Consider the following 23674-nt stretch of genomic DNA (forward strand, 5'->3'; position numbering starts at 1 on the left):
TAAAGCCTTATTTGCGATTTAACAATACACAATACAACCCGGGCGGGTATTTTATGGTCTGATTACCAGGCGGCAGATATGGCCGTTTTTTTGAATACCAACTTTACTGAGATGCCCTATAGCTTTACAAATCAGTATATAATGAAAAGATCCGCCGGTTTGTGGTTTGAAGTTTGGGGTTTGTGGTTTTCCCGGAATTTGAAAAACCTCAGTGAACTTAACGACCTTGTAATAATTAGCCAAAAACACAAAATGGTTCAACGCTTCAAAACATTATTTTTTGTTCTTTTTGTTTCGGGCTTCCCTTTTATTGGCCATGCTCAGCAGGTTGACAGTATATTTTTCAACTTATATACCGATAGTCTTAAAAAGGGGGTATACAATTACATTAATGTGGATGCAAAATTGTCAGATGGCCGGTGGCTGCCATTAACCACCAAAGAGCTAAATTTTACCGCTTCGGGCGGTCGCTTTGAGGGAAATTGTCTGGTTATCGACACCGGCTTTAAAGCCGAAAAGGTCACCGTGAAAGCCGTTTTGAAAAATAACCCCGCTGTATGGAAAGAAACCACGATCTATATTAAAAAAGTGGAAGTGGTGGAAAGGTTGAGAACGGTTGATGAGATCATGAATTCGCCGTCTTCCCGGCGGAACAAAAGAAATGGAAGAGGTTAGGTAAGGTACAGGTTACAGGTTTCAGGTTGCAGGTTGTAGAAAGTAAAATAAAAAAGGCACAAGGTTCAATTAGGAAGCCTTGTGCCTTGATTCTTTTATACTTGTGCCTTACACTTTCGCGAGTTCAGCGCGCATTTTCTTTGCGTCGTCGAGGAATTTAGCCAGTCCGATATCGGTTAACGGATGCTTTAACAGACCCATAATGGGTTCCAGCGGTGAAGTAACCACATCAGCTCCGGCTTCGGCACATTTTACAATATGCAAAGCACTACGGATAGAGGCCGCGAGTATTTCAGTTTTATATCCCTGCAGGCTGTAAATCTGAGCTATCTGGGCAATTAATTCAACACCATCCCAATTGCTGTCGTCGATACGGCCAATAAAGGGCGACACATAATTAGCGCCTGCTTTGGCAGCCAGAATAGCCTGACCGGCAGAAAATACCAGTGTACAATTTGTTTTTATACCGTTATCAGAAAACCATTTTAATGCTTTCACGCCGTCTTTGATCATCGGCACTTTTACAACAATGTTGGGGTGTATAGCGGCCAGTTTCTTTCCTTCTTCAATAATTTCATCCAGCGTGGTCGACAAAACCTCGGCACTTACATCGCCATCAACCAGTTCGCAAATTGTAAGGTAATGCTGCATAACAGCATCTTCTCCTTTAATGCCTTCTTTGGCCATCAGAGAGGGATTGGTGGTAACACCATCCAGAATTCCTAAGTCGTGGGCTTCTTTAATCTGGGCAAGATTCGCTGTATCAATAAAAAACTTCATGATTATTATAAATTTATGATTGCAAATGCAAATTTACAAACTTCCAGCTATATTGAGGCTAACCTGAAGTAATTGATGGTAGGCAGTACTTATCTAAGGTCTTCGCGTGTAGTTTTTGTTACCTTAAGGAACCCGAAAAAAAATAAAAAAAGGCAGGCGATTTACATCGCACCGCTCAACCACCTACCCTTGCTGCCTTCCGGCCCTGGGGGGGTTCAGCAGGAGCTGGTCGTGTAAGACCTGCCGGGTGCAAATGTAAGAACCAATTGGCAATTAACAATTAGCAACTGACAAAAAATTACAAATGATTTATTCTAATTGTCTATTGTTCATTGCTTATTGCCAATTGTCTATTGCCTATTGTCCAATCCCTTTTCGTCCGCTGAGTGAATTTACATGGGTAATTCCAACGAGCTCATCGGCGCGGCCGGCCAATGCGTGGTAATAAACAAGGATCGTATAATCATTTTCGGTATCCCAGTAATCTCCTTCGGTGAATTCGTAGGTGGCTTTTCGATTTGGATCGTTTGGATCGATGGTAACGTAATTATAATTGTAATAGCCCTGTTTTAAAAAAAGCGTTTTTTCGTAAACACGTGTGTCATTATTGTAAACCATTTTTGCAGTATCGGTGATATTGTAACCGTTAAGTGCGCCGATCAGGAACAAATCTTTATTGGCAAAAGGTACATTATCGGGAGGTATGTACGTAAAATGTACGGTAGCGTAATCGGTTTGCCAAAAAGGATTGATGCTTTCGGTAGTTTCGATGGAATACATGCCATTGATATCGCGATAATACACAAAACGCTGGTTGGCTCTTTCTATATCGGGCTTTACAAAAATTTCGGTTGACCGGGTGTTGTAATTGGCCTTTGCAACGCGGTCGCTTTGCAAACGAAAGCTACGCAGGTCGAGCCAGCGCCATTCTTTACCACCGGGCATTACAATTTCATTTTCGGTATTGAAGTCAAGCTTTTTTCCTGAGAAAAAGGTTGGCCGCACGTTCACCAGCGCATTGTCCCACCGGTTATTTTGCAATATCACCACTTTTATTTGCTGCAGGTAATTCATCACCTGCAATTTGTCGCTCAGCGTAACCTGAAAAGGAATTTTCTGGTACGTGCGAAAAATGTCGCCGTTAAAAGGTTGTTGAATCTGTGCGGTGATGCCTGCCTCGTTATCGAGCACCAGCATACGTTTGGTAAAAAGAAGTTTTGAAGTATCGCCATTCAGGTACACCTTCAGTATATAATTTCCCGACCGCGACGGGGCGCAGTTATTATCGGGTACAACGGCTGAATAATGCGTGTACCGGGTAAATGCTATCGAAGAAATACGATAGGTATTGATGCGTTGCTCTGAAAATCCTTTTATATAATCAAAGGTGCTCAGTATGGCCGGTGTCCAGTCGGCATTACACAACTGGTATGTATAGTAGATACTTTTAACATTACCATCGAGATCGTCGAAATGCAGCTCCAGCTTGTCGGAACCATTCAGGCTTAGCACGGGATATGCCAGCTGGTTGCCCGAGGGGTACAACTGAGCAGTTTTTATTGAAGGGGCATAAATCGCATCTGTCATCTGGGCAAATCCATTAACAGAAAACAACAGTCCGGTTATAAATACTACAAAAATATTTTTCATGTTGAGCATTTCGTAAGATAAACTTACAATGTTACCATAAAATCGTAAAAAGTTTGGTGGTTTTTGTTCCTACGGGTTACTTTTGATGAACTAAAAATCATGCCGGTTGAATATTGCCGCTTTTATAGCCCGTCGTATTGCATTTAACCAACAGAAGTCATTTTCACGATTTGTTATCCGTTTATCCATAGCGGCTACCATTATCAGCGTTACGGTAATGATACTTACGCTTACGTTTGCGAGCGGATTTCAAAAAACCATCAGCCATAAAGTTTTCAGCTTCTGGGGGCATATACGCATTCAAAGCTATTATTCGGCCCGTGTAGCTATTGCCGAAGAAACGCCCATTCACCGCAGCGATTCGGTAACCGGACTAAAACAAATTAACCCGGCTATTAAATCGGTTCAGGCATTTGCTACTAAAAATGCCATTCTTAAAACGGCCGAATCGATCGAAGGCATTTTGTTTAAAGGGGTCGAAAAAGACTACGACTTCAACAACCTGCAGCAATTTCTGATAGAAGGCCGCTGGCTGTCGTTTACCGACAGCGGGTATAGTAACGAAATAAACCTGTCGGCCTATACAGCGGGTTTGTTAAAACTGAAAGTGAACGACCAGGTGTTGATCTATTTTATACAACCCGGCGCTCCTCCCCGCCCCCGCAAGCTTACCGTTGCCGGTATTTATAAAACCGGTATTGAAGAATATGATAAACTGATCGCCATTGGCGACCTGAAACTGATTCAACGCTTAAACGACTGGGATGAAAACCAGATTGGCGGTTATGAAATATTTCTGCACGATTTTAACCGCATGCACGAAGTAAGCGAGCAGATAGTGCCTGAAATACCTGTAGGGTTGCAAAGCAATACCATAAAAGATATCTATCCCAGTATATTCGACTGGCTGGCGCTGCAAAACAAAACCATTTTTATTGTGCTGGCCATTATGATCGGCATTGCTATATTAAATTTAATTACCTGTTTGCTGATACTGGTGCTTGAGCGCACGCGTATGATCGGCGTACTGAAAGCGCTTGGGGCGCGCAATTATACCGTGCGCCGTATATTCCTGTATCATGGGGCCGTTATCACCTTCGTTGGATTATTTTTTGGAAATGTAGCTGCCCTGCTGATCGCTTTTCTGCAGCAAAAGTTTGGATTTATTCGTTTGCCCGAAGACGCCTATTATATTTCAAAAGCGGCCGTTGACATTGTATGGTGGCAGATACTGGCCGTTAATATCGGCACCTTTATCGTATGTTTTCTGGTGCTGTTGATTCCTACTATTATTGTAAAAAGAGTGCGGCCGATAAAGGCAATTCAGTTTAGGTAAGTTGAAAAGTTAATAAGTTGACCAGTTAACAGGTTAACTAATCAACTTTTCAACACGTTAACTTATTAACTTGTCAACTTTTCACCACAGCTTCCTCCCCATACATCTGGTCTTTGAATTTTAAAGACGGCGATGGAAGAAATTCACCCAAACCCAATTGAGCCCATTTTTCATCAACAGAGGCAATGGTTTCATCGTCGGCTACGATGATGTTGGGCCAGTCGCGCTGAAAATCGTCGAGCGCTTTGGTTTTAATCGTTCCGTCGAAGCCCATACAGGCCCAGGTTTTACCGGGTATCTGTTTCGAAGGTTGTTGTACTAAAATGCTGTCTCTGCGCGGATCGAGGTTATTGCAAAAACGCCACAGAGCAACCGGCAGGTCGTTGGCATTTACGGTATGTTCAACATACAATACCATTTTAATGCCTTCTATCATACCGGTAGCGCATAATTGCTGATGCAGTTCGCGTATATGCGCTTTGCGGTTCTTTTCAACCGAAATAATCAAACAGGGAATATGAATAGCGGGCAACGCATCGTTAATCACTTTAATTTCAGGGAACTGATGCATTAACCTGTTCTTATCGAACTGCGTGCTTAATACTTCAAACTCAAAGCCGGCATCGGTTTCTTCGTCGAATTTTTTTGTTCCGTCGATACACATTTTACCGCCAAAACCCAGTTTGCTGCAACTGTGATCGAGCACATCCATGGGGCCCTGCGATAAATAAATATCCGTAGCCGGATTTAAATTAGCGAATACATATTCAGCCAGTTTCTGATATTCCTGAATTTTTACGCCTTCGTCGGCCAGCACCAGAATTTTATTAAACATCATTTGTCCGGCCCCCCACATGGCATTCATCACCTTTTGCCCCTGGCCTGCATATTCTTTTTTGATTTTTGTGATAACGAGGTTGTGAAAAACGCCTTCAACCGGCATATCCATATCAATAATTTCAGGCACCATGGTCATTTTAATAGGCGCCAGAAAAATACGTTCTGTGGCCTTGCCCAGCCATGCATCTTCCTGTGGCGGAATACCCACAATGGTAGCGGGATAAACAGCATTCTTTTTATGAGTTATGGCTGTAATATGAAAACACGGGTACCAATCGGGCAATGAATAATAACCGGTATGATCTCCAAACGGACCTTCCCATATCAGCTCGTCGTTAGGCTCAACATAGCCTTCAATCACAAAATCGGCATCGGCAGGAACTTCTATTTCGGGTTGTGTAATACATTTTACCAGCTCTACTTTTTTCTTACGTAAAAAACCGGCGAGCATGTATTCGTCTACATTTTCGGGTAAGGGAGCAGTAGCCGAATAGGCATATACGGGATCGCCGCCCAGCGCCACCGCCACCGGCATTCTTTTGCCGAGCTTTTTGTATTCGTTAAAATGTTTGGCGCTTACTTTATGTTTATGCCAGTGCATACCGGTAAGGGTTGGTTCAAATACCTGCATGCGGTACATACCTACATTGCGTGTGTGAGTATTGGGATCTTTGGTATGAATTACAGGCAGGGTTACAAAAGGGCCACCGTCTTTAGGCCAACAGGTGATTACAGGCAATTTGCTAATATCGGGCTGTGCCATGATCACTTCCTGACAGGCGCCTTTGCCGCTTTTTACCTTTGGCATCCACGATGCAAACTGGCTCAGCTTTGGTAATATTTTTAATTTATCGATGATATTTTCTTTGGGCGAAGCCAGCAACTGAAACAATTTTTCAATTTCTTTTGCCACATCGTCTAAATGCTGCACTCCCAGCGCCAGGCACATGCGGCGTTCGCTACCATAAGCATTCATTAATACGGGAAAATCGTAACCGGTATTTTCAAACAGCAGGGCTTTGCCGCCGCCCGGTGTTTTGCTGATGCGGTCGGTAATTTCTGCGATCTCTAATTTGGGATTAACATAGGTTTTTATACGAACCAGTTCACCTTCCTGTTCCAATGTGTCGATAAAATGTTGCTGATTTCTGTATGCCATGGTGCAAATGTAAGCAGTTAGCAGTCAATAAGCACCAGGCAATGGGCAATGAGTAAAAGGCAATGGGCAGTAGGCAATAGGCAGTAGGCTTTTGCTAAAGGCTGAGCATTTATGCTCCGGCGTTAAAGCTGCGACGATAAGTGAACTATGTGCAAAGTTGACGATCTGTTTTCGCTTAACTTTTGCGTCCGTGTTCCCGTGTTTAAGGCTTTGAGGCAGGTTCCTAAAGCTGCGGTAACACACGGACAGTAATAAGGTTCGCAATTCACTTTTGCTAAATCTTACTCCGCTATGCACCGGCACTTAAAGCTTTGGTGCAGACGCGTAAAGTTGCGGCGACACACAAACCTGGTGAAGGCTTATTTATTGCATCTACAATTATTCCGAAGACTGAAAAATAAATTTGCGCAACTGATCAGTTGCAGGTATATTTGCAACCGATTGGTTGCAAAATTATATCAATATGAGACGTGATGTTTTTCAGGCTATTGCCGACCCAACCCGCCGGAGCATATTGACCCTGCTGGCCCTGAAGGCGATGACGCCCAATACCCTTGCCGAACATTTCGACAGCAGCCGGCAGGCGATATCGAAGCATATAAAAATTTTAACCGAATGTCAGCTGGTAAAACAGGAAGAATCGGGCAGAGAAATTTATTATCATATCAACTCTAAAAAACTAAAAGAAGTAGATAACTGGCTTCAGCCATTCCGTGCCATGTGGGAAACAAGATTTACCCAGTTGGATACACTATTAAAAAACATTAAAAACAAAAAATCATGATTGCGACAAAAGAAACCATCTTCACAAAAGATGTATCGAACAAAAAGATTACGGTAGTCAGAGATTTTGATGCTCCGCTGGAAAAAGTTTGGAAAGCCTGGACCGACAGCAAATTATTAGAGCAGTGGTGGGCGCCGAAACCCTGGAAAGCCGTTAGCAAATCGATGGACTTTCGCAATGGCGGCACCTGGCTTTACTATATGGAAGGTCCCGATGGCTCGCGCCATTATTGCCGGCTTGATTACAAAACCATTGTACCTAATAAATCGTTTACTGCCCAGGATGCTTTCACCGACGAGCAGGGCAACGTTAATAATGAAATGCCGAACATGAGCTGGAAAAATGAGTTCAGCGAAACGGGAAATGGAACCAGAGTAACAGTGGAAATTACTTTTGCCTCAGAAGCCGATCTGGAAAAGATCATTGAAATGGGCTTCAAAGAAGGTTTTGCTGCTGCACATGGAAATCTCGATGAGTTGCTTGCAGGAATTAAGTAATAAGTTTTAAGTTGTAAGTATTAAGTTATAAGTAAAAATAGTAGTGGCGGGTAGAAAATCTGCCCGCCACTTATGTTACCTATAAAATATTACTTACAACTTTACAATACATTCGGGCATCCCAACTGGTTTCTTCCTCCACGAACACCACGGCCAAGAGAACTGCCACCGCTGCCGCCGATTCCAATATATAAAGTGAAGCCGGTGAAATAATACCAGTCTTTATATTTACGACCGCCGCGCACCGAGCCATCGTCGGGATAAGTGGGATTACCATTCTTGGCTTCATCGCCCCGATATGCCATTTCAACTGCTTTTAAACCTCGTTCCTGCCCCAACGTAAACCGATCAACATAGGTGGTGCTAACATCATCGAGATGATCGGTAAATGTTTTACGTAAGCTTACTTCGTAAGCAAGTACGGTATTGGGACTAATGCGGAATTTAATACCAACGCCAACCGGTACGGCTATCTGCGTAAGGTTGTATGGTTTTCGATCGGGATATTGCGGCAACCCCTCTCCTTCGGTGCTCAGCGGCTTCAGGTATATTTTGTTGCCGCTCGAGTCGTATGAATAAGGATTGAAATGAAATACGGTTATACCACTGTAAATGAATGGTGATATTCTTTTCTCTTCCAGATTCAGTACTGTATACTCGAGCAAAAGACTTCCTTCTGTAATTTTTGAAATAAAACTGAGGTTACGTGCCTGAAACAGCGGATCAGGGTTCTTTTTATCATCTGCTTCAATAGTTCCACGGTTCAAAGCCAAACGAACACCAATGTTGGGCGTAATATCATACTTTAAACCTGCGCCAAAAGCAAAATTAGATTGTTGTAAGGTAAACTGATGCGCCTGCAGATCGCCTGAATAATTAGAAAGTCCACCAAATAAAGTAACGTGTAAACGTTGCTGGGATACAGCTACTACCGGACATAGAATACTCAAAAGCAAAAGTTTTCGCATGCCTGTTTTTTTTAATGTAAAATTTTAAGGGAGTTTTCAGGGGATAACGGACTGCATGTCAATCGTGGCAAAGAGTAGATACGGTGATTAAGAACAGGGGGTTGGTACGCAAGATTCGAGCCAAAAAAGTGATTGGTGTATGCCCGCCCGGATGACGGTCGGACGGGGTCAATGGTGAAACGTGATGCGGCAAACGGCAAAGAGTCTGTTTCAGGTTACAGGGTCCATGTTAGTGGGAACTCCTTGCAACCTGAAACCTGTAACCTTGTAACCAGTCTTTTACCTATCAACTTATTAACCTGTTAACTGATCAACCAGTTAACTTATCAACATATTAACTTGTCAACTTATTAACATATCAACTTATCAACCTTACTCAAAACAAAGCGTGCCGAAAAACTGGCGGAGGTGAAAATTGGGTTGCGGCCATTGAATATCTGACCAGGAAACAAAATGGGGTTCGGGCAATTCATCGCCGCATTTATAAAAATTGGCCGCACAGCTTTTTCCTTTCAGCGACCTTATGCTGTGATAATAAAATGCAGAAAACGGAATAAGCAGGGTCAGTTGCCAGCCGATGGTTTCATTATTATCGTCATTGGTGAGTACCGACTTGTACCTGATTTGCCGGGTAATATGTTCGGGCAATATTTTGCGCCCTGTTTTATTTTCACCATAACCCGATAAATGGGTGCCGATGCAATTGAATTCAAAATTGTAATAGGCAGGTTCATCATTGAACCCAATAAAAAATTCTACACAGCTGTCTTTATGCACAGGTGAATTAAGCGTATAGTTAACGGCCCTGATCGCTTTTTCTTTTACAAAATATTTTATGAAAACAGCATCATGCCCATGGGCAATGGCAAACTGTACTTCAGGATGATATGGATAAGCCTCCCATGGAGCAAACAACAATTTTTGAATGGGAACTTTATCGAGCACAACAGAAATTTCGTGCATACCTGAATGCTGATCAACGCTGCTCAAAAAAGGAACTGTTAGAGAATTCATACAATAAGGCCGCTTCAATTTTATATTAAACGAAGCCGAAAAATTAAACCATACTGATGATTTGAAAAACTAAAATTGTGCAATCGATTGATATGAATTTGTTTCTGGTTTGAGGTTTGTGGTTTGTGGTTGCTGTCGCGATTTGATCAATCATTATATAAGCAAGCACTCTTTAATTTTTAAAAACTTTGAGAGCTAATTTATAATTGCGCTAACAGAATTTTAAGAACCACAAACTTCAAACTACAAACCACAAACTAAATTTTTTTAAAAACTACTATCCCATTATGTCCCCCAAAACCGAATGTATTACTCATTGCCACCTGTACATTTTTTTCTACCGCATGCTTCAATATAATGCGAACGCCTGCCGGTAATTGCGGATCGGGTTGTTGGGTGTTGATGGTTGGAGGAATAACGCCTTCGTTTATGCTCAATACACATGCAATGGCCTCAATAGCACCCGCTGCTCCCAGTAAATGTCCGGTCATTGATTTGGTGGCGCTTATTTGAACCGATTGCAGATCGTTGCCAAACAATTTGCTGACGGCTGCCATTTCACTTAAATCACCCACCGGTGTCGACGTAGCATGTACATTCACGTAATCAACATCACTGGTATTCAAAGCGGCATCTTTCAGAGCCAGCCTCATGGCATGAAGAGCGCCCAGGCCTTCGGGATGAGTAGCGGTCATATGCCAGGCATCGGCCGTCATAGCAGCGCCGGCTACTTCGGCATAAATACGGGCGCCACGCCTGCGGGCATGTTCATAATCTTCCAGCACCAGGGCGCCTGCCCCCTCGCCCATTACAAATCCATCGCGATTAACATCGAACGGGCGTGACGCTGTAGCAGGATCATCATTTCGTACCGACATCGCTTTCATGGCACAAAAACCTCCAACAGATGCTTCGGTTATCGGCGCTTCGGAACCACCGGTGATCATGACTTTAGCTTTACCCAGCCTTATATAAGTGAGCGCATCCATAATGGCCGTGTTGGATGTAGCGCAGGCCGATACCGTTGTATAATTGATGCCCATTAAACGGTATTTAATGGATATCATACCCGAAGCCATGTTCACAATCAGTTTAGGAACAAAAAAAGGATTGAACCGCGGATTGCGATCATTCTGCACATACTCAGTCACCTGCTCTTCGAATGTTTGCATACCACCCTGACCCGAACCCCATATAACCCCGGTATCGAAAGGATCCATAGTCGAAAAATCAATGCCCGAATCTTTGATGGCCTGATCAGCCGCCACCAATGCATACTGAGTGAACAGATCAGTTTTGCGCAGTTCATTTTTGTCGAGCAAACCGGCCGCATTAAAATCTTTCAGCTCACAGGCAAACTTCGTTCTGAAACGACCTGCATTGAAACGGGTAATGGGCGCCGCTCCGCTCACTCCTGCCAATAAACTTTTTTTAAACGATTCAACATCATTGCCTATAGGCGTTAAGGCGCCCATGCCGGTTATGACTACTCTGTTCATATAATATTAATTCACAACTTGCAAATTGCAAGCAGTTGCAAATATACAGAAAACTGCTTTATTTTTGCAAGCGGTTGATAATAACATGAAAGGATTTCTCCCGTCAGGGACGTGATGCCGGTAGAAAGATGATAAATCAGGTAAACCGTCCCGGACGTAACCGGACGTGTGAGGTGGATGAAGGTTTCGCCCGCCAGTTGGCGGGCGATAAAAAACAATGATTTTTTCTACCGACAGATTGCGCCTGGCGGTACTATGAATACATGAAACTCATTAAAAAAGAATTTTAAACCGATAACGCATGCGCTCAAATTGCCCCCTGAATTTTGGCATCGAGATATTCGGCGATAAGTGGACACTTCTTATCATCCGCGACCTTATGTTCTTCGGCAAACGGTATTACAATGAATTTTTAAGTTCAGCCGAAGGCATAGCCACCAATGTTCTGGCCGACAGGCTTTCGATGCTGGAAAAAGAAAAAATAATAAAGAAAGATAAAGACAATTCGCACAAGCAAAAGATCATTTATAGTCTTACCGAAAAAGGCATCGACCTGTTGCCGGTGATCCTTTGCATAGGGCTGTGGTCGGATAAATATGCTACGATAAAACTAAACCCCAACAGAGATGTGATCATTGGCGACGCAAAAAAGAATTTACGCCACGGCATTGAAAAGATGCGCAGAAAACTAATGGCTGAACATATTGGTTTGTAGTTTGTGGTTTATGGTTTGTGGTTGCTGCCGCGATTTGATCATTGTTTATTATAATCGGGCCTTCTTTAAATATAGCATTTCCTGTTTAAACCGCGTAGTGCCTTAAACAGCAAAGGCCTGTTCGATTGAAAGAACCACAAACTACAAACCACAAACCCGAAACTATATCTAATACTTCGCCGGTTGACCCGACGCCGGAATCGCATTCTGAATAAATTCGCGCAGGTGCTGGTTGGCAGTGGCCAGATCTTCTTTACGCAGGTACATCATATGTCCGCTGCGGTAGCCTTCCCACGATAAACGGCCTTTCAATTTACCACCGGCATCCAGTTGCCACAAACTGTATTTGGCATTAAAATACTGGCAGGCGCCATCAAAATAACCCGATTGCACCAGCACATGCAAGTACGGATTTTGCGCCATTGCCTGCCGTAAATTTTCACCGGTATTATCATTCGAACGGTCCCAGGGATACACAGGACCAAACATATTGTATTTAAGATCGGTTTTATATTTCAGCTCATCGCGCAGATAAATATTCATGGCAGGCGTAAACGCATGCAGCCATGAGGTGAGTTCGGCATTGTAATCGGGTGTTTGCCCTGCATCTTTGCGATCGATACCAAGATAACGGCTATCTAAACGGCCAACAGTAAAACCCTTATCGCGCAATAATTCTTTCCAGAAAGCCTGTGGCGTTACATCGAGATTGTTTTGCAAAATAAACTGCGATGATAAACTGCTGTAACGGGCAATTTTATCGGCGGTAGCTTTTCTGTCGGCCTCGCTTAAACTACCCCCTTTCGACAATGCAGGTATCAGTTCGTTCACCGTAAAGGTTTCTACTTCGGGCAATACAGCACTAAGATCTTTGCTTTGTAAATCGGCCGGTAATTTTTTATGATACCAGGCTGTAGCAGCATAATAAGGTAAGTTAAGCGCTGCATCTACCGGGCCGCTGCGATCAATTCCCAGTTCGGTGGGCGAAACAAGTATCACGCCGTTGAGGTACATCCACTGGTTGTTTTGTAATTCAAGCGCCAGGCCCGATACGCGGGTGGTACCATAACTTTCGCCAATCAGAAATTTAGGCGATGCCCAGCGTTTATAACGGCTTACAAATGTGCTGATCCATCCTGCGAGGTATTTGATATCGGCATTAACACCGAAGAATGTAGAAGCCGGAATATCCTTATCGGCCATTCGCGAAAAACCGGTGTTCACCGGGTCAACATAAACAATATCTGCCACATCGAGTATTGAATGCGGATTATCTCTCAATCCATATGGTTGTATGGGATATCCTTCATCGTCTATTTGTAAAATTCTCGGCCCCGTATAACCGATCTCCATCCAAACCGATGAAGTGCCGGGTCCGCCGTTGAATGAAATAACCAACGGCCGGGTTGCACGGTCCTTTACATCAGCTCGTTCGTAGTAGGTATAAAACACGCCGGCCAGCGGTTTGCCGTTTTCGTCCCAAACCGGTATCGAACCGGCAATGACATTATAGGGAACGCGCTGTCCTTTTATGACGATGGCATTTGAAGTAGTAACAGATGAATCGAGCGCCAGGCGTACAGTGTTGCCCGTTGGGGCCGGTTTCACAACGGAGGGTGGCACCGGTTCTGTATCTGCTTTTTTCTGTGCCCGGGCAGCCAGGATAAAGCAGAATAAGGGAATACCGATCAGTAGTTTCTTATTCATAATTTGTTGGTTGAGCAGTTGGGCAAGATATTATTTTTTTTGAGACAGATGCCAACCTATTTAATTATTACATTTGAGGCCAGTAAACCGGTATACCACATGCAAATACAAACCGTTGCTGAAATGACTGCCGCCGGCACTTCACCGGAAATTTTATTTTGGGTAGGTTGTTCGGGCAGTTTCGATCAGCGGGCGCAAAAAATTACGAAAGCTTTTGCCACTATTCTTCAAAAAGTAGGGATCAATTTTGCCATTCTGGGAAAAGAAGAACTATGCACCGGCGACCCGGCCCGCAGGGCAGGCAACGAATTTATGTTCCAGATGATGGCCTATCAGAATATTCAAACACTGAATAATTACGGTATTAAAAAAATCGTTACCGCCTGTCCGCATTGCTTCAATATTTTAAAGAACGAATACGCCGAACTGGGCGGTAACTATGAGGTAATACATCACACTACATTTTTGCAGCAGCTGATCAATGAAGGAAAGATCAGGTTAAAAGATGGCGGCTCGTTTAAAGGCCAGCGCATTACCTATCACGACAGCTGTTACCTTGGCCGCGCCAACGGCATTTATGAAGCGCCGCGTAAAGTGCTCGAAGCGCTGGATGCCGAGCTGGTTGAAATGAAACGCTGCGGCAGCAAGGGATTGTGCTGTGGCGCCGGTGGAGCGCAAATGTTTAAAGAAGAAGAAAAAGGCACCCGCCGCATAAACCACGAACGTATTCACGAAGCAATTGATACCAATGCGCGCATTGTGGCAGCAGCCTGTCCGTTTTGCAATACCATGCTTACCGATGGTGTAAAAGCCGAAGAAAAAGAAGACAGTGTAAAAGTGCTGGATGTGGCAGAGCTGGTAGCGGCGAGTATGGAGTAAAGTAGTAAGTAATAAGTTATAAGTATTAAGTAACCTAAAGTAACAGGTAGTTGGTGATTTTCAGGGAATTCATGAGCCCGGCATTACTTTACCACTTAGAACTTACCACTTAGAACTCAGACACATTACAATAAACCATAATTCAATGCGTTTTGAGCACGCATCCCGTATATTTGCCATATATTTAAGTTGCAAAATTAACCAGGAAAAGGCGATAATTTAATTGGGAAAAATGCTGTTAATAAGTGTAGCACTTATTAACAGCCATTGGTATTATTTTTATTAAACAACCAAATTACAATTGAGTAAACCCCAATTGTAATCCTTTTAAGCAGGTTAAGGAAACCCTGATCGTCCCGTTATGAAAAATTGGAAAAGCCTTTTCGTAAAGGATATCGAATCCGAAACTGAGAAAAAAGAAAAAAAAGATACTACAGAATCTTTTTCATTTCCCGCAAGTGATACCCCCGTCACGTTAACCGGTTCGGGTACCGCTCCACAGCCGTCTATCGACCCTGTAGTAAAAGAAGTACTTGACGTATATGAATCGGGCCTCGACTCCATTAACATGCCTGGCTACGACTTCTACGAATTTTACAAAGCCATCAGCAGCATTGCATCAGTAAACGAGAATACCTATCATTTAGCTTACCAGATGGCGAAGTCGCTCGACAAAACCATCACCCCCCAAAAGCTGATGACCGATGCAGAATTTTATATCAGCAAAATAAATGAAGTACATGGCCAGTATGTAAGCCAGGGGCAGCAAAAGCTGAATTCGCTTCAGGAAAAAAAGAATGGCGATAAAGATAAACTGCAACGCGATATAGATGCAGCAGCAGCGCGTATAACGCAGCTACGTGCCGAATTGCAGCAGCTCGAAGCCGAGGTGAATCAAAAAAGAGGAGTGCTTGCCAAAACAGATGAAGGTTTTTATCCCCAGGAAAAAGCCATACGCGAAAAATTACAGGCCAACGACATGGCACGCAAAATAAGCATCGACAAGCTCAATACAATCAAAGAAGGAATACTGAAATACATTAAAGCCTAACGGGCGCCAGCGCCCTTATGCAGTGGCGCTAAGAGCATAAAAGAGAAAAGGAGAAAAAAAGAGCTGATTTTATTTAAAATTTTCGATTGCCTGTATAAACAATGAACTTTAAAAAAACAAATATCTCTTTTTTCTTTTTTTACTCCTTTACACTCTTAGCTAAAAAGAGAAGTCCCGCAAGCGGGACTCAAAAGAGTAAAAAGAGAATTTAATCAATTTTTAAATTAATAAGAATGCCAACCGAATCAAGCAAGGTGCTTGAACTTCCTATACTCAAGCATTTCGAACAAAGCCAGATCACATTCAATCCTAAAAACTGGCGCAAAGGTGAAAAAGGAATCGCTGCTGTAATAGCTCTTGTATTGCTCGGCACTATTGCATGGGGGTTATACCAATACATTCTGCCCATTGTATTTACGTGGGTAGGTCAGGTATTGGGCGCCATTGCAGCAGCCGTGCTGGTGATCGCTTTTTTCATCATGTTGCCGGTGATCATTAAAGCGCTGAAAAAAGTAGCAAGAGCCTTTCATAAGCTGCTGATCAAATACGATCCGTTTGGCGAACTGGAAGAGCAAAAAGAAAAGATGGTTCAAAACCGTATGCGTTTTAAAGAAGCCAAAGCAAAGATCAAGGCCATTAAATCGAATATGGAAAGCGAATCGATAAAGGCCGAAAAAGAAGCCAAGGAATACCAGGATAAAGTACTGGTGCTGCAGTCGAAAGCCGAAGCTACCAAAACCAAAATGCAGGAAATTGAAGTAAGAATGGGTGAAGCCGCCAAAGATTCTGATGAGTACGTTGATCTGCAAACCAACATCATGAAAACGCTGAGCGAAGCGCAACGCGTTAGCCAAATGCTGAACCAAAGCACCGGTCTGGTGCGCAAATACGGCAGCAGGGCCCATGTGATTGGCAAGTTAGATCGCAAGCTGAATATGGTAGACACGGCCATGGAAATAAAGATCGCCGATTTTGAAGTGAGCATCGATATGCTGAAAAAAGAATACGCCTTTGCACAGGCGGCCCGCGACGCCACCGAACAGGCAAAATCGGCCATGCTGTTTACCAAAGGATGGGAACTGGAATATGCGCTCGATGTAGTGACCAATACCATTGAAATGGATCTGGCCAATACCCGCGAAAACCTGCTCGACCTTGATTCGCTCACCAGCCAATATTCAATGGATAGCGATGAACTGTATTCGAAGCTCGACAAACTGGCCGACCAGATCAAAACAGATAATTATACAATTCCCGAATCGAAGAAATACAGCAACCCTAATTACAAATTATCACAGGAAGATAAGATCGAAAGCAAAGGCTTCGGGGATATTTTCAATTAATTTAACCAACATTTGAACAACCCATGAAATGGAGTAACCTCACCTTTTTTTCAAAGGCCCTGATCACATTACTGGTAGCCGGTGCTATAGGTAGTGCTGTATACTTTTTGAGCCCTGGTTTGCGGGTAGACGAATCCAAAAAACTCGACAAACTGGATGTGTCTGACAAAGATGTAAACAACGTTTCTACATCGGCCGAAATGCCTTTGCCGCAAACAGAAGCCTCTTCGGATGTGGCCTCAAAACCACTGATACGCATAGCCGGTTATGCGTGGAACGCACAATCGGGCATCATTGTAGCCAATGGCGGTTCAAAAACTACCAAAGGTTCTCTGATGGAAAAAAACGGCGTTAATCTTGAACTGATTCGCCAGGACTGGTTAACGGAATTGCGTAACCAGCAAATGAAATTTATTGATGAGTTCGACAAAGGCAATAACACCCCCAAAGAAGGTGTAGCCGCCATTATGATCATGGGTGATGGTTGTCCGTTTTATATCAGTTCGGCCCAACAGGCGTTGAACGATAAATACGGCGCCGGCAAATACCAGTTGCAGGTGATCGGATCAATCGGTCTTAGCTATGGCGAAGACAAAGTGATCGGCCCCCCAAGCTGGAAAATGAATCCGCAGAGCATGAAAGGCGCTTTGATTGCCACAGTGATCGGCGATGGCGACTGGGTTGTAGCCGTGAATTATGCATTTGCCAATGGTTTGAAAGTAAATCCCGATCCGGCTACTTATGATGCCGAGGCCGTGAACTTCCTGCCTGCCGAAAACGATGATTACATTGAATCGGCAAAAGCCCTTATCAAATCACAAAGCCAGGGTTATGCTGTTCCGCTGAAAGAAGTAAAGAACGGAAAGCTCACAGGCAAAACCATTAATAAGAAAATTGACGGTTGCGCTACGTGGACTCCCGGCGACAAAATGATATTTGATGCGCTCAGCGGGTTAACAGATGTGGTATCTACCAAAGAGTTCAATAACCAGATGTCGGTTGCGGTAATTGTTCTGAAGCAATGGGCCGAAGCCAACAAAGACCTGGTAAGTAATATTTTTAAAGCCACCTTCCAGGCCACTAACCAAATGAAGCAGTACGATACCTGGCGCAAAAAAGCAGGCGATGCAGCAGCCGAAAACTTTAAACAGGAAAACGGCCAGTACTGGTACGATATGTTCAAAGGACAGAAAGGCGAAAAGAACGGTATTTCGTATAACATGGGAGGTTCGCGTGTATTCAACCTCGCCGATTGTAATCAGTATTATGGTATAACCGACGGAACCAACCGCTATAAAGCCGTATACGACCAGGTATCGCGTTACCTGAAAGAACTGAACCCCGGCGGCTTTAATCAGAATGTAAAGCGTATTGTACCTTTTGAAGAAGCGGTGAATACTTCGTTCCTGAAGCTGGTTACCGACATCGATGCCGGTACTACCTATACCACCGACTATTCGAAAAAAGCAACCAGTGTAATGGCATCAGGCGAATGGCGCATTAATTTTGATGTTGGCCGCGCAAGCATCCGCCCCGAAGCAAAAGATGTGCTGGAGCAAATCTATAATCTGTTGATACAGGCCGAAGATTCGAAACTGGAGCTGGTTGGTCATACCGATAATTCGGGCACACAGGAAAGCAATTATGCCTTATCAACTGCCCGTGCCGAAGCAGTGAAGAATTTCCTGATACAGAAAGGCATTCCTGCAACACGTTTCCAGAAAATTGATGGAAAAGGGCAGGATGAGCCAGTAGCCGATAACAGCACACCAGCCGGAAAAGCGCAAAACCGCCGGGTGGTGATTACGCTGCTGAAATAGAAATTAAAAATGTAAAATAAAAAATGAGAAATGAGAAAGTAGGGAACTCCGGAATATGGTTTTCTTACTTTTTCATTCTTCATTCTTCATTTTTAATTTTTCATTTAAAAAAACCTTAAATGAATCCGAAAAACTGGTTCAGGCCATTTGAAACAATTGCCAAAACAGAGCGATATATCATATTCGCTGTTTGGATCGCTTTACTCATAGCTTATTGGGTAATTACAACTTCAGGCACCAAACATTTATTTCCTACACCGGGTCAGGTATGGGACGGATTTCTTTCATTGTATCAGGAAGGACTGGTGGTACATATCGGCAGTTCGCTGGCGTTGTGCTTTCAGGCCACTGTTTTTTCAATAATTGTATCCTTAATACTCGTATATAGCTCTCCCCTGCCCGCTTTACAACCCCTTGCCAACACCCTGAGTAAATTACGTTACCTGCCGCTTACCGGTATTACCTTTTATTTAGCCATGCTGGTAAGCAATGCCCGCACCATGCAGGTAAGCGTGCTGGTTATATTCATGAGTTTATATTTTATTACTTCGCTGCTGGCGGTGCTCAAAGATGTGCCTGCCGAAGAAATTGATCATGCCCGTTCGCTCAAATGCAGCCGCTGGGAAGTATTGTGGGAAGTGATCATAAAGGGGCGGCTCGATTATGTGATCGATGTACTGCGCCAGAACCTGGCCATGACCTGGATGATGCTGGTTACCGTTGAATCGATACTGGTAGCAGCAGGTGGCCTGGGCGTGCTGATCAAGAACAGCGACAAATTCATGAACCACGGCCGCATTGTAGCGCTTCAGTTAGTGATTCTGATGGTAGGGCTGCTGCTCGACTGGCTGTTGCGCGCAACCCGTAAATCATTATTCAAGTACTCAACCTTTTAATAAATGGCAACTACGGCATTGGCATATGATCAAAAGGGCATCATTTTGCATGTAGAGAACCTGAGCGTTTCCTATGGCGATAAAGAGATTATTCGCGATATAAATTTTAATGAGAAAGATACCGTGCGCCCTAACCGGCAACAGGGACAGATCATTGCATTTCTGGGCAGATCGGGCCGCGGAAAATCGACCTTGTTCAGGGCGCTGACCGGTTTGGAAAAACCAGCCACCGGCCGTGTGCTGATCCCCGATTTATCGAAACCCGTAACCAATGGCCAGCAACCGGCCAAGCAGGTACAGGAAGGCGATGTGGGTTTTGTAAACCAGAAGTATACCCTGTTCAGGCATAAAACAGTTTACAACACGTTGCTGTTTGCCTTACGCAAAACCACTTTATCGAAACAGGAAAAGCATGAAAAGATCATGCAATACCTGAGCGACTGGGGCCTTGATGCCTGTAAAGACCAGTACCCGGATTTTTTATCGGGCGGTCAACGGCAACGTACAGCTATCCTTGAACAATTGCTCAGCTCAGGTCATTATATGGTTTTGGATGAACCCTTTTCGGGCCTCGATATCGGCAACATCGTGAACGTTAAAAAGGCTTTTCAGATGATCAACGAAAGCAATGAGCTGAATACGATCATCTTCAGCACGCACGATATTGAGCTGGCTGTAGAACTGGCCGATTCGATATATATTCTCGGGTACAAACAGGAAGAGAACGGACAACAGGGCTCCGTTGGCACCATATTAAAACATTTCGACCTGAAACAAATGGGTCTTGCCTGGCAGGATTGTTTTACCGGGCAGCACCTGGAATGTGTGCAGATGATCAAGGATATGATGTTGAAGTCGTAACTCCAACTCCTTAGTTAAATTTTGCAACCGGTGGTTGCAGAATTAAAATAACAGAAATGCCACACTTTAACGGTGTGGCATTTCTGCAAAAAACAAACATCAAAATACTATTAAAAAACATTATAGCCTAAGCTCACGTAAAACAAGCCGCCTACGCTGGGATTACCAAAGGCGCTGGTATAATACTTATTGAGCAAATTGGTGGCGCCGATCTTGATAAGACTTTTAACTTTTTGCAGCCGGTAGCTAACCTGCGCATCAAGGGTTCCGAATGAATTAACTTCACCGGTACCAAAGGTGCCTTCCCAATACATTTTATCCTGCCAGCGATACAGAATATTAAAGCCCCAGTTTGAACCGTTTACGCGCTCATTGCCAAACGTTATATTGAAACGTACTTTAGGCGTGTTGAAAAAGGTAACCAAACCCGAATCAACATCACGTAATTTATCACCCGAAACGTTAACACCTACTTCATACCCTTTTATTAAACGATAGTTGGCGCTGATGCCCCAGCCAATGGCTTTAACCGTATTTTCAGAATTGGAGATAAACGAGTAGTTGGTAGTAGTAAACGGACTTGCAAGCTCAGTATAGGTTTTGGTAGGATCGGCGCTTGCGCCCCGGCCCACCGCTTTACGACCCAGGAAGTCTTTATAAAGACTGTAGTACACATAACCGTCGATCAGCAGGTCTTTCGTAGCGAGACCGCGATATCCTATTTCGTATGAATTGGCAATCTCGGGTTTCAGTTTACCAAAATCGGCCACTTTCAACAACGAGGGATTGGGTGTACCATTAATTACCGAAGTACGATAGGCCACTATGCTTTCGGCAGTATAAGCAGGGCTTGTGCCAAATTTGTAGAATGTATAAAAATCAGGCAACCCGCCGATAAGTATACTGGCCGGCGTTCTCAGGTTGATCCATTGGTCCTGTGTAGAAGGGAAGCGATAAGCCTGTTGAAAAGATAAGCGAATGCTGTTGTCTTTAGCCACTTTTATTAATGCTGTAGCACGTGGCGTAAAGCGTCCATTGAAGTTTTCGTTTTTATCGTAGCGGCCCGAAACGGTTAACTTTAACCGATCGGCAATAACCCATTTCTGTACCTGCAAATAGCCGCCATATTCATTAATGCCAATAGCGCCGCTGGTATCGGCGAATATGGTACCATGCGACTTCAGTACATACCGGCGGAAATTAGCGCCCACCAGCACTTCGGCAAACTTTACATAATCGGTTAAATTATATTGGCCTTCAAAGTGCCACAAATCGGTAGCATCTTCGAATTTGGCCCCGCCTTTACTGATAGAAACATTTGTTACAGAATCGAAAGCATGGTTAAAGCCTGCCGAGCCTGGTAAAAGCCGATTCTGATCTGCAACAGTCCGCGCTGCAGCATGTGCGTTGGCATCGCTGTAAGCAGGCTGAAAGCCTCCGCCACCGGCCAGAGGCAGTATTCCCAATACGGCGGCGCCATAGGTTCCGGCATATTGCTGAAACCAGTTTTGATCGCTTTTCCAGGTTCTGTTAATGGCTACAGCAGCGGTAGTTGCCGTATAGGCATCGCCTGAATTTTCCTGAATGGTATAAGCCCTGAGGAACCAGTTTTTGGCTTTAAACTCCAGCTTATATTGACCCATTTGCAGGTTTTTGATGCTGTATCGGTCGGCCCCTGTATATACCGTTGTACCGGTGCCCCAGTATCCCACCAAAGAGGCTTCAACATCATCGCTAAGTTTATAATATAATCCGCCCGATAGTTTTACATTGTAGGTATTATAATTAACGAGGGTATTTTCATTATATCCCGTACGGCTTACATTTTGCCCGAGTTGCGAATTAAAGGTGCCCTTGTAAGGGTTGCCGTTAACAGTGCTGGTTGGCATCAGAAAAGGCAGAGCCTGTGCAAATGCGGGGCTTGCACTTGCCCAATAGGCAGCAATTTGCTGAGCATTCCAACCCAGTTGAATCTGTTGGTCAAGTCCGGCCAAAGCAGCTGTACTTGAAGGACCGCCGGCAGCAACAGTGGCTCGTACAGCCTGAGCAAAAGCGTACATACTGGCGCTGGCTTCATCACCAAACACATTCACGCCATCATAATTCGGGTCAGATGTACGGTCGCCACCTTTTAATGAACTGAACACATTATTACGTTGCAGGTTGCGGTAATCGGCGGCCTGCCAGTCATCGGCTTTAACAAATTGTCCCGAAAATTTAAAGGCAAAGCGTTCGCCGACCTTTTTGGCATAACGCAAACTAACATCGTAATAAGGTGTGGCATTGTCTTTATTGGGATCATTGAAATGCATAAGCCCATACTTTACCTGTGCGCTTAAGCCCTGATATTTAAAAGGACTTTTGCTGGTCATAAGTAATGTACCATTCATACCACCCGAACCATACAACGCAGATGAAGCGCCCTGCAGCAACTCAAGGTTATCAACATCCAGCTCCGTCATACCAACGATATTACCCACTGAAAAATTTAAACCCGGCGCCTGGTTGTCTATACCATCAACCAGCTGGTTGAAGCGCAGGTTACCACTACCGTTAAAACCCCGTGTGCTGATCGTTCTGAAAGTTAAACTCGATGTGGTAAGGTCAACCCCTTTCAGGTTGGCCACCTGATCGTAATAATTAGGCGCCGCCGCTGCGCGGATAGCGCCCACATTCATCCGTTCAATAGAAACCGGCGACTCCAGTATCCTTTCCGGCACGCGGCTGGCAGAGACTACCACTTCTGTGCCCAGGCTGGAACCCGGTACAAAATCGATTTGCAGCGATTGACCCGAACTGTTTACAGCAACTTCCTGTGTTGTAAATCCGATAGACGTAATAACAAGTGTGAAAGGAAGCGGATGTGAGGTCGTTAATTTAAAATTCCCTTTTTCATCGGTGAAGGTTCCTGTACCCGTTCCCTTAATAGTAATTGAAACAGAGGGTACGGTTTCTTTGGAAACACTATTTCGAATAGAACCCGAAACAGTGGTTTGAGCGCTGGCAGCAATAGTTAACAATAATAGAAAGGATAAAGCTGCCAGGCAACGAGAGCAATTACTCATAGCATGGAGTTTTTATGGTTATAGAGCAAAATACGACTTGTAATTTTGAACAGAAAATTTTATTTAATCACATCTTATTGATTTTGTTGATATTTCGGGAATTCTTTTTTTTCTTAGTTTTTCGCAGCTCTGGTA

General features: G+C 43.9%; 19 protein-coding genes and 1 other RNA gene. 11 read left to right on the forward strand and 9 right to left on the reverse strand.

Features of this window, described 5'->3' with window-relative positions:
* The first annotated feature begins 141 nt into the window (after positions 1-141).
* Complete coding sequence (locus tag AC59IL_RS31750; protein ID WP_496556279.1) at positions 142-675, forward strand: hypothetical protein; 534 nt, start codon at positions 142-144, stop codon at positions 673-675.
* 108 nt (positions 676-783) lie between these two features.
* Here AC59IL_RS31750 and fsa read toward each other — a convergent pair whose 3' ends face one another.
* The 3 genes from fsa to AC59IL_RS31765 all read right to left on the reverse strand — a co-directional run bounded on the left by fsa (position 784) and on the right by AC59IL_RS31765 (position 3105).
* Entirely contained in the window at positions 784-1455 is a 672-nt protein-coding gene (gene fsa / locus AC59IL_RS31755; RefSeq protein WP_496556280.1) for a fructose-6-phosphate aldolase, read from the reverse strand.
* A gap of 147 nt (positions 1456-1602) precedes the next feature.
* Positions 1603-1701, reverse strand: an RNA gene (gene ffs, locus AC59IL_RS31760) — signal recognition particle sRNA small type.
* A 111-nt stretch (positions 1702-1812) separates the two neighbouring features.
* Positions 1813-3105, reverse strand: coding sequence for a type IX secretion system plug protein (locus AC59IL_RS31765; RefSeq protein ID WP_496556281.1), 1293 nt, complete (start codon positions 3103-3105; stop codon positions 1813-1815).
* A 106-nt stretch (positions 3106-3211) separates the two neighbouring features.
* On the opposite strand from AC59IL_RS31765, the gene AC59IL_RS31770 reads away from it, so the two are divergent.
* Positions 3212-4441, forward strand: a complete 1230-nt coding sequence (locus tag AC59IL_RS31770; protein WP_496556282.1) for an ABC transporter permease — start codon at positions 3212-3214, stop codon at positions 4439-4441.
* Between the two features lie 73 nt (positions 4442-4514).
* Here AC59IL_RS31770 and AC59IL_RS31775 read toward each other — a convergent pair whose 3' ends face one another.
* Positions 4515-6440, reverse strand: coding sequence for a menaquinone biosynthesis decarboxylase (locus AC59IL_RS31775; protein WP_496556283.1), 1926 nt, complete (start codon positions 6438-6440; stop codon positions 4515-4517).
* Positions 6441-6903: 463 nt separating this feature from the next.
* Between AC59IL_RS31775 and AC59IL_RS31780 the strand changes: the two genes are divergently transcribed.
* Positions 6904-7224, forward strand: a complete 321-nt coding sequence (locus AC59IL_RS31780; protein WP_496556284.1) for an ArsR/SmtB family transcription factor — start codon at positions 6904-6906, stop codon at positions 7222-7224.
* The gene (locus AC59IL_RS31785; protein ID WP_496556285.1) at positions 7221-7721 is read left to right on the forward strand and encodes an SRPBCC family protein; all 501 of its coding nucleotides are present in this window, start codon (positions 7221-7223) and stop codon (positions 7719-7721) included. The genes AC59IL_RS31780 and AC59IL_RS31785 overlap by 4 nt, the downstream gene beginning before the upstream one ends.
* A 101-nt stretch (positions 7722-7822) precedes the next feature.
* Here the strand turns inward: AC59IL_RS31785 and AC59IL_RS31790 are convergent, their stop codons facing one another.
* From AC59IL_RS31790 to fabF, 3 genes are all read right to left on the reverse strand, one after another.
* Positions 7823-8689 (reverse strand): DUF6089 family protein, encoded by an 867-nt coding sequence (locus AC59IL_RS31790; RefSeq protein ID WP_496556286.1) that lies wholly within the window; start codon positions 8687-8689, stop codon positions 7823-7825.
* Positions 8690-9061: 372 nt separating this feature from the next.
* Positions 9062-9703: a carbohydrate-binding family 9-like protein gene (locus AC59IL_RS31795; RefSeq protein ID WP_496556287.1), complete on the reverse strand. Its 642-nt coding sequence runs from the start codon at positions 9701-9703 to the stop codon at positions 9062-9064.
* Between the two features lie 257 nt (positions 9704-9960).
* Entirely contained in the window at positions 9961-11202 is a 1242-nt protein-coding gene (fabF, locus tag AC59IL_RS31800) for a beta-ketoacyl-ACP synthase II (protein WP_496556288.1), read from the reverse strand.
* 301 nt (positions 11203-11503) lie between these two features.
* Here fabF and AC59IL_RS31805 point away from each other — a divergent pair, with 301 nt between their 5' ends.
* Complete coding sequence (locus AC59IL_RS31805) at positions 11504-11917, forward strand: winged helix-turn-helix transcriptional regulator (protein WP_496556289.1); 414 nt, start codon at positions 11504-11506, stop codon at positions 11915-11917.
* A 168-nt stretch (positions 11918-12085) separates the two neighbouring features.
* Here AC59IL_RS31805 and AC59IL_RS31810 read toward each other — a convergent pair whose 3' ends face one another.
* Positions 12086-13624 carry a S10 family peptidase gene (locus AC59IL_RS31810; protein WP_496556290.1) on the reverse strand — a complete coding sequence of 513 codons (1539 nt, stop codon included), beginning with the start codon at positions 13622-13624 and terminating at the stop codon, positions 12086-12088.
* Between the two features lie 99 nt (positions 13625-13723).
* On the opposite strand from AC59IL_RS31810, the gene AC59IL_RS31815 reads away from it, so the two are divergent.
* From AC59IL_RS31815 to AC59IL_RS31840, 6 genes are all read left to right on the forward strand, one after another.
* Positions 13724-14503 (forward strand): (Fe-S)-binding protein, encoded by a 780-nt coding sequence (locus AC59IL_RS31815; RefSeq protein WP_496556291.1) that lies wholly within the window; start codon positions 13724-13726, stop codon positions 14501-14503.
* Between the two features lie 361 nt (positions 14504-14864).
* The gene (locus AC59IL_RS31820; RefSeq protein ID WP_496556292.1) at positions 14865-15554 is read left to right on the forward strand and encodes a hypothetical protein; all 690 of its coding nucleotides are present in this window, start codon (positions 14865-14867) and stop codon (positions 15552-15554) included.
* Between the two features lie 233 nt (positions 15555-15787).
* Positions 15788-16897, forward strand: coding sequence for a hypothetical protein (locus tag AC59IL_RS31825; protein WP_496556293.1), 1110 nt, complete (start codon positions 15788-15790; stop codon positions 16895-16897).
* Between the two features lie 23 nt (positions 16898-16920).
* On the forward strand, positions 16921-18717 hold the full coding sequence (locus tag AC59IL_RS31830) for an OmpA family protein (protein ID WP_496556294.1): 1797 nt from the start codon (positions 16921-16923) through the stop codon (positions 18715-18717).
* Between the two features lie 119 nt (positions 18718-18836).
* Positions 18837-19613 (forward strand): ABC transporter permease, encoded by a 777-nt coding sequence (locus AC59IL_RS31835; RefSeq protein ID WP_496556295.1) that lies wholly within the window; start codon positions 18837-18839, stop codon positions 19611-19613.
* A 3-nt stretch (positions 19614-19616) separates the two neighbouring features.
* Entirely contained in the window at positions 19617-20474 is an 858-nt protein-coding gene (locus AC59IL_RS31840) for an ATP-binding cassette domain-containing protein (RefSeq protein ID WP_496556296.1), read from the forward strand.
* 110 nt (positions 20475-20584) lie between these two features.
* Here AC59IL_RS31840 and AC59IL_RS31845 read toward each other — a convergent pair whose 3' ends face one another.
* Positions 20585-23539, reverse strand: a complete 2955-nt coding sequence (locus tag AC59IL_RS31845; protein ID WP_496556297.1) for a TonB-dependent receptor domain-containing protein — start codon at positions 23537-23539, stop codon at positions 20585-20587.
* Positions 23540-23674 lie beyond the last annotated feature (135 nt).

This window comes from Niastella sp. sgz303648 (assembly GCF_059587045.1).